Origin of the sequence: Streptomyces sp. NPDC058371 (assembly GCF_042723265.1) — a bacterium.
Taxonomy (GTDB): Bacteria; Actinomycetota; Actinomycetes; order Streptomycetales; family Streptomycetaceae; genus Streptomyces.
In genome coordinates this window covers 262,537-278,046 of record NZ_JBHXJC010000002.1, presented here as the reverse complement: position 1 = coordinate 278,046, position 15,510 = coordinate 262,537, and the positions used below count along the sequence as shown (strand labels likewise).

Annotated in this window: 13 protein-coding genes; 8 read left to right on the top strand and 5 right to left on the bottom strand. The window is 69.2% G+C overall.

Annotation, left to right across the window (positions count from 1 at the left end; translation table 11 throughout):
* Positions 1-19 precede the first annotated feature (19 nt).
* The 3 genes from ACFWM2_RS08770 to ACFWM2_RS08760 form a co-directional block, all read right to left on the bottom strand.
* Positions 20-1,171, bottom strand: coding sequence for an acyl-CoA dehydrogenase family protein (locus ACFWM2_RS08770; RefSeq protein WP_383274908.1), 1,152 nt, complete (start codon positions 1,169-1,171; stop codon positions 20-22).
* Positions 1,168-2,043, bottom strand: a complete 876-nt coding sequence (locus tag ACFWM2_RS08765) for an enoyl-CoA hydratase-related protein (RefSeq protein ID WP_383274905.1) — start codon at positions 2,041-2,043, stop codon at positions 1,168-1,170. The genes ACFWM2_RS08770 and ACFWM2_RS08765 overlap by 4 nt, the downstream gene beginning before the upstream one ends.
* A 128-nt stretch (positions 2,044-2,171) precedes the next feature.
* Entirely contained in the window at positions 2,172-2,801 is a 630-nt protein-coding gene (locus ACFWM2_RS08760; protein WP_383274902.1) for a TetR/AcrR family transcriptional regulator, read from the bottom strand.
* Between the two features lie 231 nt (positions 2,802-3,032).
* Here ACFWM2_RS08760 and ACFWM2_RS08755 point away from each other — a divergent pair, with 231 nt between their 5' ends.
* The gene (locus tag ACFWM2_RS08755) at positions 3,033-4,247 is read left to right on the top strand and encodes an acetyl-CoA C-acetyltransferase (RefSeq protein ID WP_383274899.1); all 1,215 of its coding nucleotides are present in this window, start codon (positions 3,033-3,035) and stop codon (positions 4,245-4,247) included.
* A gap of 83 nt (positions 4,248-4,330) precedes the next feature.
* Positions 4,331-6,496: a 3-hydroxyacyl-CoA dehydrogenase NAD-binding domain-containing protein gene (locus ACFWM2_RS08750; protein ID WP_383274896.1), complete on the top strand. Its 2,166-nt coding sequence runs from the start codon at positions 4,331-4,333 to the stop codon at positions 6,494-6,496.
* A gap of 75 nt (positions 6,497-6,571) precedes the next feature.
* Here ACFWM2_RS08750 and ACFWM2_RS08745 read toward each other — a convergent pair whose 3' ends face one another.
* On the bottom strand, positions 6,572-7,207 hold the full coding sequence (locus tag ACFWM2_RS08745; protein ID WP_383274893.1) for a TetR/AcrR family transcriptional regulator: 636 nt from the start codon (positions 7,205-7,207) through the stop codon (positions 6,572-6,574).
* A 168-nt stretch (positions 7,208-7,375) separates the two neighbouring features.
* On the opposite strand from ACFWM2_RS08745, the gene ACFWM2_RS08740 reads away from it, so the two are divergent.
* Genes ACFWM2_RS08740 through ACFWM2_RS08720 form a run of 5 tightly spaced genes read left to right on the top strand, consistent with a single transcriptional unit; the run spans position 7,376 to position 13,141 of the window.
* Positions 7,376-8,440, top strand: coding sequence for a zinc-binding dehydrogenase (locus ACFWM2_RS08740; RefSeq protein WP_383274890.1), 1,065 nt, complete (start codon positions 7,376-7,378; stop codon positions 8,438-8,440).
* Complete coding sequence (locus tag ACFWM2_RS08735) at positions 8,424-9,572, top strand: FAD-dependent monooxygenase (RefSeq protein WP_383274887.1); 1,149 nt, start codon at positions 8,424-8,426, stop codon at positions 9,570-9,572. Before ACFWM2_RS08740 ends, ACFWM2_RS08735 begins: the two co-directional genes overlap by 17 nt.
* Positions 9,569-10,414 carry an alpha/beta fold hydrolase gene (locus ACFWM2_RS08730; RefSeq protein WP_383274884.1) on the top strand — a complete coding sequence of 282 codons (846 nt, stop codon included), beginning with the start codon at positions 9,569-9,571 and terminating at the stop codon, positions 10,412-10,414. The genes ACFWM2_RS08735 and ACFWM2_RS08730 overlap by 4 nt, the downstream gene beginning before the upstream one ends.
* A 32-nt stretch (positions 10,415-10,446) precedes the next feature.
* Positions 10,447-11,340 carry an alpha/beta fold hydrolase gene (locus ACFWM2_RS08725; protein ID WP_383274881.1) on the top strand — a complete coding sequence of 298 codons (894 nt, stop codon included), beginning with the start codon at positions 10,447-10,449 and terminating at the stop codon, positions 11,338-11,340.
* Positions 11,341-11,365: 25 nt separating this feature from the next.
* A complete protein-coding gene (locus tag ACFWM2_RS08720; protein WP_383274878.1) occupies positions 11,366-13,141 on the top strand; it encodes an AMP-dependent synthetase/ligase in 1,776 nt (591 codons plus the stop codon).
* A gap of 107 nt (positions 13,142-13,248) precedes the next feature.
* Here ACFWM2_RS08720 and ACFWM2_RS08715 read toward each other — a convergent pair whose 3' ends face one another.
* Complete coding sequence (locus ACFWM2_RS08715; RefSeq protein ID WP_383274875.1) at positions 13,249-14,052, bottom strand: TetR/AcrR family transcriptional regulator; 804 nt, start codon at positions 14,050-14,052, stop codon at positions 13,249-13,251.
* Between the two features lie 181 nt (positions 14,053-14,233).
* On the opposite strand from ACFWM2_RS08715, the gene ACFWM2_RS08710 reads away from it, so the two are divergent.
* Entirely contained in the window at positions 14,234-15,370 is a 1,137-nt protein-coding gene (locus ACFWM2_RS08710) for a lipocalin family protein (RefSeq protein ID WP_383274872.1), read from the top strand.
* Positions 15,371-15,510 lie beyond the last annotated feature (140 nt).

Sequence of the window (15,510 nt, the reverse complement as noted above, 5' to 3'; positions counted from 1 at the left end):
GCTGCCGTCCCTTCTCGGATCAGAGTGACCGGGCGATGAGTTCCTTCATCACCTCATTCGCCCCGGCCAGGATGCGAAGGACCCGGTTGTCCGCGTACATCACGGCGATGGGGTACTCCAGGCAGTACCCGTATCCGCCGAAGAGCTGCTGGCAACGGTCCACGACCTCGCCGGTGCGGTCGGTGATCCAGTATTTGGCCATGGACGCGGTGGTGGCGTCCAGTTCGCCACGCAGGTGACGTTCGATGCAGTCGTCCAGGAAGACGCCGTTGACACGGGAGATGGTGGCGCACTCGGCGAGCTCGAAGCGGGTGTTCTGCAGACCGAACAGGGGGCGTCCGAAGGCCTGGCGTTCCTTGGTGTAGTCGACGGTGACCGCCACGGCCCGCTCGGTGAGCGCCTGCGCGATGACCGCGGTGATCAGGCGCTCCTGGGGCAGCTGTTCCATCAACTGGTAGAAGCCGAGGCCCTCTTGGCCGCCCAGTACCTGGTCCGCGGGGATGCGCAGCTCGTCGAAGAACAGCTCGGTGGTGTCCTGGCCCTTCTGGCCGACCTTCTTCAGGATCCGGCCGCGGGTGAAGCCCGGGGTGTCGTCACCGACCTCGGCGACCAGCAGGGAGACGCCGGCGGCGCCCTGTGAGGGGTCCGTCTTGGCGGCGATGATCAACAGGTCGCACAGGTGGCCGTTGGAGATGAAGGTCTTGGCGCCGGAGACGACGTACTCGTCGCCCACCCGTTCCGCCCGGGTGGCGATCGCCTGCAGGTCGGAGCCGGTGCCCGGCTCGGTCATGGCGATCGACCCCACCCACTCGCCACTGCACATCTTCGGCAGCCAGCGCTGCTTCTGCTCCTCGGTGGCGTAGGCGAGCAGATAGTGCGCGACGATGCCCTCGCTGACGGCGAAACCCATGCTTCCGGCGCCGCTGCGAATCTGCTCCTGGATCAGCATGGCCAGATGCGCGAAGGAGCCGCCGCCACCGCCGTACACCTCGGGGACGGACATGCCGAGCAGGCCCAGCGTTCCCGCGCGGGCGTACAGGGACTTGTCCGGATGTCCCTGGGCCGCGTGCTTCTCCTCGTTGGGCGCGACCTCCTTCTCGAAGTAGGTGCGCGCCAGGTCCCGCGCCGCTTCGAGTTCATCGTCGCTCCAGCGGGGGCGTGCGGCGGTCATGCTTCCTCCGGTGATTCGGTACGCGTGCCGGTGGCGCTGCGCCAGGGCAGGAAGTCCGGTTGATCCGTGGTGACTTGACCCTTGAACGCGGGCGGGCGGCGCTCCAGGAAGGACAGCACACCCTCCACCGCGTCGGCGCTGTGCGCGCAGCTCGCGATGAGCTGTGAGTCCAGGGCGAAGGCGGGCTCGGGGGAGTCCAGGGCGCTCATCCGGTAGAGGGTCTGGCGGATGACGGCGGCCGACACCGGGGCCGTCTTGGCGATGAGCTCGCGGGCGAGGTCGTACGCCTTGTCGAGGACTTCGTCGGACGGGTGTACGGCGGTCACGAGCCCGGCTTCGAGGGCCTCGGCGGCCGGGATCAGCCGGCCGCTGAGCATCCAGTCCAGTGCCCGGCCCATGCCGACGAGCCGGGGCAGGAACCAGGTGGATCCGCCCTCGGGATAGATGCCGCGGCGGGAGAAGACGAAGCCGAACCTGCTGTCGGCCGCGGCGATCCGGTAGTCGGCCGGCAGGATCATCGTGGAGCCGACGCCGACCGCGGCACCGCGGATCGCGGCGATGACCGGCTTGTCGCTGCGGTAGAGCAGCCGGGTGACCCGGGTCGCGGGCTCGGTCCAGGTCGACGTGGCCGAGGGGTCGTCGGTCTCCGTGACGCCGAGGCTTCCGCCGCTCAGGTCGGCTCCGACGCAGAAGTCGTCACCCGCGCCGGTGAGGACGATGACGCGTACGTCGTCGTCGGCGCCCGCGGCCCGGAGCGCGTGGGCCGCCTCGTCGGCCATGGTGATCGTGTAGCCGTTGCGGGCCTCGGGCCGGTCGAGCGTCACCGTTGCGATGCGCTCACTCACTCCGTAGCCGATCTGGGTGTACTCCATGGCGCTCCTCCGCATGCTGATAGCTCACAGCATGGACAAGCTATTGGCGGAGTGTCAATAGTGCTCGGCGGCGGGTGCCGAGGAGGGTGCGCCAGGGGGCCGGATTCAGGGTGCCTTGGCGCTGGTGCTCAAGGCTGCTCGCGGGAGGTGTGCAGCGCCGGGAAGGTGACCTGGAGCAGGTGCAGGAGCGTGTCGGTGAGCAGGACGTGCAGGTCGCTGCGCGTCAGCGTCCCGCGGGCCAGCCACTCCCTGGAAGCCGCCCGCACCATGCTGCCGAAGGACCGGACCACCGCCCTGAGCTCCTCGCGCCCCTCGACCGCGTCGGTGAGACGGGCGGCCTCGAGCACCCAGTCCGTGGCGATTTCATCGCCCTCGAAGAGGATCTCGTCGATCTCGGAGTCCCGGCCGACGGCGTCGCTGCCGATGGCGGTCAGCCACATCGGGGCATTGCGCTCCACCACGTCGAGCCAGCGGTCGATGATGATGGTGATGCGCCGCTCCACCGTGGAGTTGGGCAGATTGTCGGCGACCGGGGCCGGCGCCGTCACCATCTGGCGGATGACGGCCAGGTACAGGCCCCGCTTGCTTTCGAAGTAGTGGTTGACCAGCCCGCGCGCGACCTCGGCCTCCCGCGCGATGTCCGTGGTGGACACGGCGTCGTAGGAGTGCTCGCCGAACAGCCGGCGGGCCACCGCCATGATCTGCGCCCTGCGCACGTCCGGCTCGAGCCTCTGCCTCAGTCGCGGCTCAGCGCTCATGTCAGTCCTCACTGCCTCGGGTGCCGACGGGGCGGGCTCCGGTGCGGCGCGCCATTTTAGGCAGCGTACGCTCGGATCCTTGTTGGCGGAGCGTCAATAACTCGGCTCCACCCCCTTGACAGGCGACAATTAAATCGTCCAGGTTGAGCGGAGGACAGGTCGCTGAGGCCTGGCGCAAGGGCGGGCCGGAGGCCGTGAACGGGCCTGCCCGTTGAGAGAGGACCCTCTACCTTGACTACTGAAGCCTTCGTTTACGACGCGATCCGTACGCCCCGGGGCCGGGGCAGGAAGACCGGCTCCCTGCACGGGATCAAACCCATATCGCTGGTCGTGGGTCTCATCGACGAGATACGGCGGCGCAACCCCGCCCTGGACCCGGAGTTGATCGAGGACATCGTCCTGGGTGTCGTCAGCCCCGTGGGCGACCAGGGCTGCGACATCGCCAAGACGGCCGCGTTGGCGGCGGGGCTGCCCGACACCACGGCGGGTCTGCAGGTCAACCGGTTCTGCGCCTCCGGCCTGGAGGCCGTGAACCTCGCCGCGCAGAAGGTGCGTTCGGGCTCCGAGGACCTGGTGCTCGCCGGCGGCGTCGAGTCCATGTCCCGGGTGCCCCTCGGTTCCGACGGCGGCGCCTGGCCGCTGGACCCGGCGACCTCGTACGACACCTACTTCGTCCCCCAGGGCGTCAGCGCCGACCTGATCGCCACCATCGAGGGCTTCTCCCGGGAGGACGTCGACCGCTACGCGCTGCGCTCGCAGGAGCGGGCCGCGGCGGCGCAGGCGGAGGGGCGTTTCAAGAACTCGGTCGTGCCGGTGCGGGACGTGAACGGCCTGACGGTCCTCGACCGGGACGAATTCCTGCGTCCCGACACCACGTTGGAGGGGCTCGCCGCGCTGAATCCGTCGTTCGAGGCGATGGGCGAGGCCGGCGGCTTCAACGCGGTGGCGCTGCAGAAGTACCACTGGGTGGAGAAGATCGACCACGTGCACCACGCCGGCAACTCCTCCGGCATCGTCGACGGCGCGGCGCTGGTCCTCATCGGCAGTGAACAGGCGGGCAGCGCGGCAGGACTCACGCCCCGCGCGCGCATCGTGTCGACGGCCCTGTCCGGCTCCGACCCGACGATCATGCTGACCGGCCCCGTGCCCGCCACCCGCAAGGCGCTGGCCAAGGCCGGTCTGACCATCGACGACATCGACCTGATCGAGGTCAACGAGGCCTTCGCCGCGGTGGTGCTGCGCTTCGCCAAGGACCTGGGCGTCTCCCTGGACAAGATCAACGTCAATGGCGGAGCCATCGCTCTCGGCCACCCGCTGGGCGCGACGGGCGCGATGCTCGTCGGCACCGTGGTCGACGAACTGGAACGGCGCGGGCAGCGCTACGGACTGCTCACCTTGTGCGTCGGCGGCGGCATGGGCATCGCCACCGTCGTCGAGCGCCTCTGAGTGCTTCCGGCCCCTCGATACGACTGGCACAGCGCCGCCCGTCGCGGCGAGACCCGCGACCGACGAGACGAGAGACATCAGCAATGACCAACCAGAACCACTTCCGCTGGGAACAGGACGCGGACGGCGTCGTCGTCCTCACGATGGACGCCCCCGGGCAATCGGCCAACACGATGAACCGGGCATTCCTCGTCGACCTGGTCAGGGTCGTGGACCGCCTCGAGAGCGAGAAGGACTCCCTCACCGGTGTGGTGATCACCTCGGCGAAGAAGACCTTCTTCGCCGGCGGCGACCTGACCGAGCTCATCAAGGCAGGTCCCGAGGACGCGGCGGACTCGCTGGCCTTCTCCACCCACATCAAGTCCCTGCTCCGCAGGCTGGAGACCCTCGGCAGGCCCGTCGTCGCCGCCATCAACGGGGCCGCGCTCGGCGGCGGCCTGGAGATCGCCCTCTCCTGCCACCACCGCATCGCCCTGGACGCCAAGGGCTCGCAGATCGGCCTGCCCGAGGTCAGCCTCGGCCTGCTGCCCGGAGCGGGCGGTGTCGTACGCACCGTACGGCTGCTCGGCATCACCGACGCGCTGCTCAACGTGCTGCTCCAAGGGCAGCGGCACAAGGTGCGGACAGCCCTGGACCTCGGGCTGCTGCACGAAGTCGTCGACACCCGCGAGGAGTTGATCGCTCGCGCGAAGGCCTGGATCGCCGAACACCCCGATGCCGTCCAGCCCTGGGACACCAAGGGCTACCGGATCCCCGGCGGTACTCCGGCGACCCCGAAGTTCGCCGCCGGCCTCCCGGCCTTCCCCGCCAACCTGCGCAAGCAGCTGAAGGGTGCCGACTATCCGGCACCGCGCAGCATCATGGCGGCGGCGGTCGAAGGCGCCCAGGTCGACCTGGAGACCGCGTTCCTCATCGAGGGCCGCTACTTCGTCCAGCTGGTCACCGGTCAGATCTCGAAGAACATGACCCAGGCCTTCTTCTTCGACCTCCAGCACATCGACAACGGCGGCAGCCGGCCCGCGGGCCACGACACCTGGCGGGCGACGAAGGTCGGCGTGCTCGGCGCCGGGATGATGGGCGCGGGCATCGCCTACGTCTGCGCCCGAGGCGGCATGGAGGTGGTCCTCAAGGACGTCTCCCTGGAGGCGGCGGAGAAGGGCAAGGCCTACTCGGCCGCCCTGTTCGACAAGGCCGTCGGCCGCGGGAGGACGGCTCGCGAGCAGGCCGACGAGGTGCTCGACCGGATCAGGCCGAGCGCACAGCCCGAGGATCTGCGCGGCTGCGATCTGGTCGTCGAAGCGGTCTTCGAGAGCCCCGAGTTGAAGAAGAAGGTCTTCCAGGAGATCGAGGACGTCATCGAGCCCGGAGCCCTGCTCGGCTCCAACACCTCGACCCTGCCCATCACCCAGCTCGCCGAAGGGGTGAAGGACCAGGAGAACTTCATCGGCCTGCACTTCTTCTCCCCGGTCGACAAGATGCCCCTGCTGGAGATCGTCGTCGGCGAGAAGACCTCCGACGCCGCGCTGGCCCGGGCCCTCGACGTCGCCCGGCAGATCAACAAGACGCCGATCGTCGTCAACGACAGCCGCGGCTTCTTCACCAGCCGGGTGATCGGCAAGTTCCTGGACGAGGCCGTGGCCATGGTCGGCGAGGGCATCCACCCCGCCTCCATCGAGCAGGCCGCGCTCCAGGCGGGCTATCCGGCCCCCGCCCTGCAGCTGATGGACGAACTGACCCTGACCCTGCCGCGCAAGATCCGCCAGGAGACCGCCGACGCCGTCGTGGCCGAAGGCGGCACGTGGACCACGCACGGCAGTGAGGCGGTCGTCGACCGGATGATCGACGACTTCGACCGCAGGGGCCGCTCCAGCGGAGCCGGGTTCTACGCCTACGAGGACGGCAGGCGGACCGGCCTGTGGCCCGGCCTGACCGAGCACTTCACCAAGCCGGGCCACGAGATCCCCTTCGAGGACATGAAGGAGCGGATGCTCTTCGCCGAGGCCATCGACACGGTCCGCTGCTTCGACGAGGGCGTACTGCGCTCCGTCCCCGAGGCGAACATCGGGTCGATCTTCGGGATCGGATTCCCGGGCTGGACCGGCGGTGTCATCCAGTACATCAACCAGTACGAGGGCGGCCTCGCCGGCTTCGTGGACCGGGCGCGCCAACTCGCGGACCGTTACGGCGACCGTTTCGCCCCGCCGGCCTCGCTGGTCGAGAGGGCCGGGACGGGAGACGCGTACGCCTGAGTCCTGGTCGCCGGGCGGAGCGGCCGCCCCCCCCGCGACACCGGGCGGCAGGTCGCCGTACCCGGCTCTCGGCCGTCAGTCGCCGCGTGCCTCCCGGGCGCGTTCCAGGCCGTCGAGCAGGAGGCCGAGCCCGAACCGGAACTCCTCGCGCAGCGGGACACCGGTCAGGTCCGCGGCGGCGGCCGCCGTGGCCGGGTACGCGGCCGGGTCGAGGGACCGGTAGTAGTCGAGCAGCTGGGTCTGGTCCTCGGGGCGGGCCGCTCCCGGGCCGTGTTGCTGGATGGCGAATCCGACCACGTAGTGGCCGATCGCGGTGAAGGCCCGGGCCGCCAGATCGACCGGGAAGCCGAAGCCGAGGAGGAGTCCGATGACCCGCTCCCGGTTCACCAGTCCGTTCGGACCGACCGGAACCTGAGACACCAGCAGAGGAAGGGCGTTGGGATGCCTGCACAACGTGTCGTAGAACGTCTCGGCCCCCACCGCGGCGGCCTCTCGCCACGACAGGTCCCGCATGTCCTGCGGGGCCGGCTGCACCTCGCCGATGATCCGGTCCACCACATGGGCCAGGAGCTCGTCCTTGCCGGCGAAGTGCCGGTAGAGCGTCGCCGTACCGGAACCCAGGGCGTCGGCCAGCATCCGCAGGGTCAGGGCCTGGACACCCACCTCGTCGATGAGCTTCAGCGCCATGTCGATGATCTTGCCCACGTCCACCGGCGGCCGTCCGCGCCGGGGCGTGGGAGCCGGCGGACGACTCGCCCACCAGGCAGGACTCCCCGGGGCAGCAGTCGTTTCCGCAGCCATGAATCTCCACCTCCCCGGACGCCAGAATTACGGAGTCCATGTAGCCATAAAAAGCTTTTCGGTGCTAGCGTATCCGTTATGACCTCCAGCACCACACCCACGACCCCGAGTCACATGCAGGCTGCACGGATCAGCCGGTTCGGCGCGGCCCGGGACGTCTTCGAGGTGGCACACGACGCGCCGGTTCCCACCCCTGGCAAGGGGGAAGTCCTGGTCAGGCAGCATGCGACCTCGGTCAATCCGATCGACTGCCGCAGGCGGGGCGGCTACGGCCAGAAGCTCATGAAGCTCCGCGGCCTCAGCGGGTTCCCCCTCACGCTCGGCAATGACGTCGCCGGGGACGTCGTGGCCACCGGCCCGGAGGTCACCACGCTGAAGGTCGGAGATGCCGTTTTCGGCGCTCAGCGTCCCTCACCCCAGGGGACGACCGCCGAATACTGCGTCGTCAACGCCGACGACCTCGTGGCCAAGCCCGCGGGGCTCTCCTACCGCGAGGCGGCCGCGCTCCCCTATGCCTTCCTCTCGGCGTGGGCCGCGTTGAAGGCCGCGGGGCTGCGGGCCGACGAGGCTGCCGGCAAACGCGTCTTCCTGCAGGGCGGCTCCGGCGGTACGGGCGTGGTCACCGTGCAGATCTGCAAGGCACTCGGCGCGTACGTCGCCACCACGGCCGGGCCCGCGGGCATCGACCTGTGCAAGGGCCTCGGTGCCGACGAGGTGATCAACTACCGGACGCAGGACTTCGCGGACGAGCTGCGCGACTTCGACTTCGCCATCTGCCTGGCCGACCAGGCCGAGGAGCGGAAGATGCTCTCCATCCTGCGCCGCGGCCCGGGAGCCGGCTACGCCACGATCGTGCACCCCTTGATGCCGCTCGTCGACGAGAAGGGCCTGCTCGTCGGTGGCGTCCAGGCCGCCGCGACGCTCATCGGCCGACGGCTCCGTCAGGCACTGCGGCGCAGACGCTACGGCTGGACCCTCTTCGGCCCCGACCGGGCCGCACTGGAGCTGCTCGCCCGGCTGGCCGCCGAGGGCAAGGTGCGGGCCGTCATCGACCAGACCTATCCGCTGGCCGACATCGCCGCGGCTCATGAGTACGTCGAGCGCGGCCGTTCTAAGGGGAAGGTCGTTGTCGACATCACCTGAGCACATATTGATCGCGGGAGCGGGCGTCGGCGGCCTGACCGCCGCCGTCGCACTGCAACGACGCGGAATCCCCTGCACGCTCATCGAGGCCGCGCCCCGGCCGGTGGCCCTCAACACGAGCATCCTCCTGCAGAACAACACCATGCAGGTGCTCAGCGAGCTGAACCTCGGTCGCCTGATCTCCGAACGGGGCCGGCGCATCGCCCACACCTCGATCATGTCGGTCGACGGCAAGGTCCTCACCGAGGTGAAGGCCGAGGACGTCGACGGCACCGTCGGAGCTTCCGCGCTGGGCATCCACCGAGCCGATGTGCACGAGGTCCTGCTCTCGCGGCTCGATGACGGATGCCTGGTGACGGGTGATCCCGTGATCGGGTTCGAGACGGACGCCGGGGGAGTGGCGGTGTACCTGCGCTCGGGCCGGCGGCTGGAGGGGCGGGGGCTGGTGGGTGCGGACGGCATCGACTCGCTGATACGGGCGCGGCTGCACGGCGACCGGCCGGCCGTCCACTCCGGGACGAACTGTCTGCGCGGGGTCACCAAGGCGGAGACGGAGCCGGCCGACGAGGTACGCGAATGGTGGGGCTACCGCCTGCAGTTCGGGATCATTCCGTTGCCGGAGGGACGCAGCTCCTGGTTCGCCCTGATCCCCACGCCGCCTCGTACCCTGCAGGACCCGGGCGACCGTCTCACCTTCTATCAGCGGCTCTACCGCAAATTCCCTGCCCCGGTAAGGGAGTTGCTGGCCGCCACGGAGCCCCGGGACACCGTCGAGGTCGAGCTGCGGCACCGGCCGTGGCGCGGTGGCTCCGGCGCCGTGACCCTTCTGGGAGACGCCGCCCACCCCATGCTGCCCAACCTCGGGCAGGGAGCCGGCCAGGCCATCGAGGATGCCGCGGCTCTGGCACGTCGCCTGGACGGGGCGGCATCCGTTGCCGCCGCGTTCCGGGAGTTCGAGAAGGAACGACGCGCACGGGTCCAGTGGATCCAGCGTCAGGCGGTCCGGATGAACCAGATCGCCTCCGTGCCCTCAGGGCCGCTCAGCACCGCACGGGACGCGGTGCTGCGCCACCTCCCTGACCGAGTCGAGCGCACCTCGGTGATGCGCATGTTCGACGGAGCCCACACATGACCATTTCTGAACCTCATACCGATGCCTACGCCGACGAGGAATCCCGTTTCACCTGGGTCAACGGGGTGCGGGTGCACTTCAAGCGAGAAGGCAGCGGCGCACCGCTTCTGCTGCTGCACGGCAGCGGATCCTCGCTGCACGCCTTCGACCCCGTGGCCGAGGACCTCAAGACCGACTGCGAGGTCATCAGGCTCGATCTGCCGGGCTTCGGCCTGACCGGCCCCCGCCCCGATCGTGACTACCGCATCGAGGCCTACGTGTCCTTCGTGGACGAGTTCCTCGCCGGACTGGGGCTCGACAAGGTGAACGTGGCAGGCAACTCGCTGGGCGGCAACATCGCGTGGAACCTCGCGGTCGAGCACCCGCAGCGGGTTCAGCGGCTGATCCTGATGAACGCCACCGGATACCCCGAGAAGTCCCTGCCCCAGGCGCTGCGGATGGCCCGGAATCCCGTGCTCCGCCCGCTGCTTCGCCGTTGGGCGCCCAGCGGTGCGGCCGAACAGAATCTGCGGGGCTCGGTCGGTCCCCGTATGCAGGTCGACCAGGCCCTGGTCGACCGGGTCACCGCCATGATGAACCGGCCGGGCAACCGGTCCGCCTTCATCGACTTCGCCAACACCGACCAGCCCGACCGCTCCGCCCGGATCGCCGGGATCACCGCCCCCACGCTCGTCCTGCGCGGCGATCTGATCGACGGGCAGCACTTCCGGCGGGACATCCCCGGCAGCTACGAAGTGGTCCTCGCCGGCATCGGCCACCTCATGCCCGAGGAGGCTCCGGCCGAGGTCGCCGAAGCCATCCGCGCGCATCTGGGGCTTCCCGCCGCAGCCCCCCAGGAATGAGCCCCGACGACTCTCAGAAATGAGTCTCCGCCATGCCCACGTACTACCGCGCCCGGGGCGAGAACCTTCCCTTGAACCCCGACACCCGCAGCCGGCTCCGGGGCAGCTTCATCGAGCTGTCCGCCGGCACCACGCACTACGAACTCACCGGGCCCGAGGACGGCGAACTGGTCTTCCTGCTGGGGGGACTTACCGTCCCGCTGTTCTACTGGGACGGCGTCGTGGAGCATCTGCACCGGCGTGGGCTGCGCACCCTGACCTACAGTGCGTACGGACGCGGCTACTCGGACCGCGTCGCAGGACCGTACGACCGCGAACTGTTCGTGCGCCAGGCACACGACCTGGTCGAAGCCCTCGACGTACCGCGGACCTGGCACACCGTCGGCTCCTCCATGGGGGCGCTGAACGCACTGGGGCTGCTGCAGCGCAGTCACGAACAGACGAAGTCCCTGACCCTGTTGGGCCCGGCGGGATTCACCGAGGGGGACGCACCGCCCGTACGGCTGGCCACGACACCCCGCATCGGGCCGTTTCTCGGCAAGCACCTGGGCCAACTCCTGCTGCGCGCGCACCTGTCCCACAACGTCCGCACACCCGAGCAGGTCCGGGCCCTCACCGACATGGTCTGTGACACCTACCGCTGCGAGGGCTCGATGTACGCCCTCCTCGGCACGTTGCGCGACTACGACTTCCACCGGCAGCAGGACGCCTACCGGCAGGCGGGGCAGCTCGGCGTACCCACCCTGCTGCTGTGGGGCGAGCAGGACCAGGTCACCCCGACCAGCAAACTGCCGCAAGTAAAGGACCTGTTGAACCCACAGCTGTGCCAGGTGTTCGCCGACTGCGGGCACATGGTGCCCTTCGAATACCCGGAGAAGACAGCCGCCGAGATGGCCGACTTCTTCGCGGGACTCGGCCGCCCCTGACCCCATGACGCGACGGAGCAACAGCATGGAGAACGTAACGCTGTGCACGCTCATGCAGCAGACCATCTCCCGGCACGGGGACGAGGTCGCGCTGCGGGACTCCGACAACAGCACGACGCTCACCTGGCGTGAGTACGGGGAACGCGTCGAAAGCGTGGCGCGTGGTCTGGCCGCCCGTGGTGTGGAGCGCGGCCACACGGTCGGCTTGATGCTGACCAACCGGCCCGAGTTCCATGTCGTCGACGCCGCGGTCATGCATCTGGGCGCCATCCCGTACTCGATCTACAACACCAGCAGCGCGGAGCAGATCTCGTACCTCTTCGCCAATGCCGGAAGCAACCTCGTCGTGTGCGAGGAGCAGTTTCTGACGACTCTGCGCACGGCCGCCAAGGGTTCGGCCGTCGGTACGATCGTCTGCGTCGACGCGGACAGCGACGAGGACACGGTCCTGTCGCTGGCCGACCTGGAGGGCTCGGGCAGCGAGGACTTCGACTTCCGGGCCGCCTGGAACCGTGTGGCGCCCGACGATGTGCTCACCCTGATCTACACATCGGGAACGACCGGTCCGCCCAAGGGTGTTGAACTCACCCACGCCAATCTCACCTATGTGCTGGAGCAGGTGCCCCGGGTCCTCGGCGACACATCCGGCGGCCGTGTCGTCTCCTATCTGCCGGACGCGCACATCGTCAACCGGTTCACGGCCCACTACTCACCCATGGCGTTCCACTCCAGCACGATCACTCTTCGTCAGCCCAAGCGCCTGCTCGAGGTTCTCGTGCAGGTGCGTCCGACCGACTTCGTGGGCGTACCGATGCTCTGGTACCGCATCATGGGGTCGATCCAAGCCGGTCTGGAGCAGCAGTCGGGGCTCAAGGGCGCACTGGCCCGCTGGGCGGTGCGGACCGGTACGGCCAGGGCGCGGGCCCGTGCCCAGGGAGGGGGGCGCCCGCCGCTGGCCCGGTTCCTCGAACGGGTCGCGGACCGGCTCGTGCTGGCCAGGATCCGCCGGCAGCTCGGCCTGGATCAGGCCCGCGCCACCGTCACCGGTGCCGCTCCGCTGGACCAGGACGCGATGCTCTTCCTGCTCGCCCTCGGTCTGCCGATGACCGAAGCGTGGGGCATGTCCGAGACGACGGGTGTCACGACACTCAACGTCGCGGACAGACCGCGCCTGGGCACCGTCGGAACCCCTGTGCCGGGCACCGAAATCCGGGTGGCCGACGACGGCGAACTCCTGGTGCGCAGCGCCGCGGTCATGAAGGGGTACCGCGGCGATCCCGTCAGGACCGGCGACACGATCGACGGCGACGGCTGGATCCACACCGGGGACGTGGGCCACATCGACGCCGACGGCTATGTGACCATCGTCGACCGCAAGAAGGAGCTGATCATCAACGCCTCGGGCAAGAACATGTCGCCCGCCAACATCGAGAACGCGCTGCAGACCGCCTGCCCCCTCATCGCCACCGCCGTCGCGATCGGTGACCGCCGTCCCCATGTCGGCGCGCTGTTCACACTCGACATGGAAGCCGCCGAGGCCTTCGCCGCTCAGCACGGCCTCACCGACACCTCTCTTGCCGCCCTGGTGGTGTCCCCGGCCGTGAAAGCCGCCGTGCAGGCGGGAGTCGACGCCGCCAACGCCCGTCTCTCCCGTGTCGAGCACGTCCGCTCGTGGACCATCCTGCCCCATATCTGGGAACCGGGCAGTGACGTACTGACCCCCACCCTGAAGCTCAAGCGCCGCTCGATCACCACCAGATACGCGGACGAGATCGACGGGCTCTACGCGGCGGCGGAGTAGCCGGCGTTGGGCAGCGGGGCCGGCGGTGACTACGGGGGTGGGAGCAGCCAGGGGGGTGTCCGTCGCTCACTCCTTGTACGGTGGCCCAGTCCCGAAGTCGGGGGCTTTCACCCTGGCGTCCCCTGACGCCTGGTGGACGAACGGGTCCGCCCGTCAGTGTCCCGCCGCAGCCTCAGCTCCACCCCGTCGAGCAGGCATTCCAGCCAGAATTCGAACTCCTCCGCGGCCGTCCGGGATGTGAGCGCATCGGCCAGCTCCACCAGTTGCGGGAACTGCTCGGCAGGCAGGGAACGATAGAAATCGCTCAGCGAGAGTTCCCTCGACGCGCCCAGGCCTCCCGTGCGGAAGTCGTTCGTCGATTCCTGCATGACCGAGGCGAACACCTGGTGGGCCAGCGCGGTGTAGACGTCGGCCGCCAGGGTCGGTTCGAAGCCGCGCTCGCGCAGCATGCCGAGGGCCAGCTCCCTGCTGCGCAGCGAATTGGGGCCGACCGGGACGGCTGTGGCGAACAGGGCGGCGACGTTCGGGTGGGCGCTCAGCACGGTGCGCATGGACCGTGCCAGCTCCTCGACGACCTCACGCCAACCGAGGCCCTGTACCGACCGGTTGAGCTGCGCCTCACCGAGGACCGCGTCAGCGACCAGCACCAGCACTTCGTCCTTGCCGGCGACGTGCCGGTAGAGCGTCGTGGTGCCCGTCTGCAGCTCGGCGGCCAGATTCCGCATGCTCAGTGCGGCCAGGCCGTCGCGGTCGATCAAATCGAGCGCGCCGGCGACGATCCCGGCCAGCGTGAGGGGAGGTCGCCTGACCGGCTCCTCCCTGCCCTGTCGGGCGGCCCACCACGCCGGCGAACCCGGCGCCGGCAGGCCCTGCTCGTCGTCGGCCGTCCCATCCGCATGCGTTCCTGTCACCGGAACAATGTACCCAGCCCGGGGACGCCGGAGGGAGCGGCCTCATTGCCCCCGGGTTTCAACTGCCGTCATTCGACCGTTGGTTCCGAGGTCTTGACCCTGTCGTGGGCACGCTAATACTGTCGTGGCAACGCTGTTCCCGCTATGGGAGCTGCGTATCCGAGATCGGAGAGTGACCGTCATGGGGTTACGTGCTCGTCTCGCCCGACCATGTCTTTTGATCCCCGCCGTCGCCGCGCTGCTCCTGCTGGGCACCGGAGGGCCGGTCGGTGCCGCTGCGGCTCATACGGAAGGCACCGCGGCAGCAGCCGACGCCTGCGCCGGCGCACCCGCCCCCAGCGCCTCGGCGGCCTCGTCCGCGGCGGGGCAGGCCCTGAGAGACGGAGTGCGGATTCCTCAGGACGAGGCTCCGCACCAGGACCCGGACGAATGGTGGTACTTCGTCGGACATCTCTCGGGCGTGGACGCGGCGGGCCACCCGCACTGCTACGGATTCGAGCAGGTGACCTTCCAACTTCTCGACCAAGCACCCGAGCCCCTGTACGTCGGGCACTTCGCCGTCACGGACCTCACCAGGGGCACCTTCCAGTACGACGCCGCACTGGACTCGTATCCGGTTCCTGAGACGCCCAACGAGTACGCGCTGCACACCGGCGACTGGACGATGAGCGGCGGATCGGGCAGGGCGAAGCTGCGTGCGGCACTTCCGGAGTACCAGCTGGATCTTCAGCTCCAGTCCACGAAGCCGGCCGCGTTGCACGGCGACCACGGCACCATCCCGTACGGGCCTCTGGGCACGTCGAAGTACTACTCGTGGACGTCCCTGGGCGCCAGCGGGACGGTCATCGACCACGGGGTTCCGGTGAAGGTCACCGGGGTGTCGTGGGCGGACCACCAGTGGGGTGCGTTCGACTTCTCCACCGGTGCGGGGTGGGACTGGTTCAGCGTCCAGCTCACCAACGGGAAGCAGTACATGCTGTACTTCGTCCGCGACCGGAACGGGGCGATCGTCGAGACGCTCGGAACCCTTGTCGACCGGTTCGGCCGGACCACCCAGCTGAGTCCCTCGCTGTTGAGCGAGACGGCCACGGGCTCATGGACCAGCCCGAAGACAGGCGTCACCTACGGCTCGGGGTGGAAGGTCAACGTGCCCGGCGGCCAGTTGACCGTCACACCGAACCTGGTCGACCAGGAGCTCGATCTCTCCAGCGTGGGCCGCGTCTACTGGGAAGGCTCGGTGAGTGTCCGCGGTACCGTCAGCGGCTCGGCCGTGAGCGGCGTCGGATACACCGAGATCAACCCGCCGGTCCCGTCCTGACCGAGAAGTACCGGAGCCGTCCTGGCCGGGGGAGCGGAATGCCGCTCTCCCGGTCGCTGCGTGGGGCGGGCGCCCCGTCGGCAGTGCGGACCCACACGCTTCTCAGCAGCAGAGCGCGCCCCGTCGGCAGCCGGACGGAA